Genomic DNA, 1,186 nt, shown 5'->3' with positions numbered 1-1,186 from the left:
GGCGTCGCCCACGGTCAGGTTCGCGATGCCGCCCAGGTTGAGCACGGCGGTGCCGCTGCCTTGCCCCTGGAGGATGGCGAGGTGGAAGGCGGGGGCGAGCGGTGCGCCCTCACCGCCCGCGGCGATGTCCCGGCGGCGGAAATCGGCGACGGTGGTGATGCCGGTAGCCTCGGCGATGCGGCTGGGGTCGCCGATCTGCACGGAAGCGGCTTTCGGGGCGCCGGGGCGGTGCCATACCGTCTGACCGTGACTGCCGATGGCGGTAACGGCCTCGGCGGTCTGGCGGGCCTCGGCGAGCAGCGCCCGAACCGCCTCGCCGAAGGCGTCGGCAACGGCCTGGTCGGCGGCGACCACGTCGGCGAGCGGCGATCCGGCGCCAATGGCCCGCAGCGTATGCCGGATCCGGTCCGGGTACGGGCGGGACACGGCTGCCTCGATGACTGGGGAGGCGTTGCCGAACCGCACGAGGACAGCGTCGACACCGTCCAGGCTCGTGCCGGCCATGAGACCGATGAAGCGCTTGGTCACGCCTGTCCCGGGAGCCTTAGCGGCTCTCGCCGCTGTCCGCGTTGCCTTCGGTCTGCCCGTTGCTCGCGACCTGCGTGGGCGCGGCGGCCTCGAGGCGGGCCACCAGCGGTGCGGTCTGCGTCTCGAAGTCCTCGCGGTACTTGGCCTGGATCGGCTCGGCCTCGGGCAGTTTGACGGTCCGCGGGTTGCGGTGCTTGCCGTTCACCCGGAACTCATAGTGCAGGTGGGGGCCGGTGGCGAGGCCGCTGCTGCCCACATAGCCGATGACCTCGCCCTGTTTGACGTGGTCGCCGTGGGAGAGCCCCCGGCGGAAGCCCCGCATGTGGCCGTACAGGGTGGAATAGCGGGAGCCGTGCTTGATGACGATGGCGTTGCCGTAGCCGCCCTTGCGGCCGATGTGCACGATGCGCCCGTCGCCGGCCGCCTTGATCGGCGTCCCCGGCGGGGCGGCGTAGTCCGTGCCCATGTGGGGGCGCTTGGTGCCGAGGATGGGGTGGAGGCGCTGCGGGTTGAACTCCGAGCTCACGCGGGTGAAATTCACCGGCGTGCGCAGGAAGGCCTTGCGCATGCTCTTGCCGTCCGGGGTGAAGTACTGCGCGTCCCCGTCGGGGAAGGTGAATCGCACCGCGCGGAAGCGCTCGCCATGGTTCACGAAGTC

At 71.3% G+C, this 1,186-nt stretch carries 2 protein-coding genes; both read right to left on the bottom strand.

What is annotated here, in order from left to right; genetic code table 11:
• The coding region (locus G7A99_RS20205) for an anhydro-N-acetylmuramic acid kinase (RefSeq protein ID WP_205599955.1) at positions 1-528 on the bottom strand (528 nt) is incomplete at its 3' end.
• 16 nt (positions 529-544) lie between these two features.
• Positions 545-1,186, bottom strand: a 642-nt coding sequence (locus G7A99_RS20200) for a M23 family metallopeptidase (protein WP_163143629.1), incomplete at its 5' end; no start/stop codon positions are given.

It is taken from the genome of Arhodomonas sp. KWT (assembly GCF_010993615.1).
The sequence above is the reverse complement of the archived record's forward strand: the minus strand, read 5'-3'. Positions and strand labels throughout refer to the sequence as shown.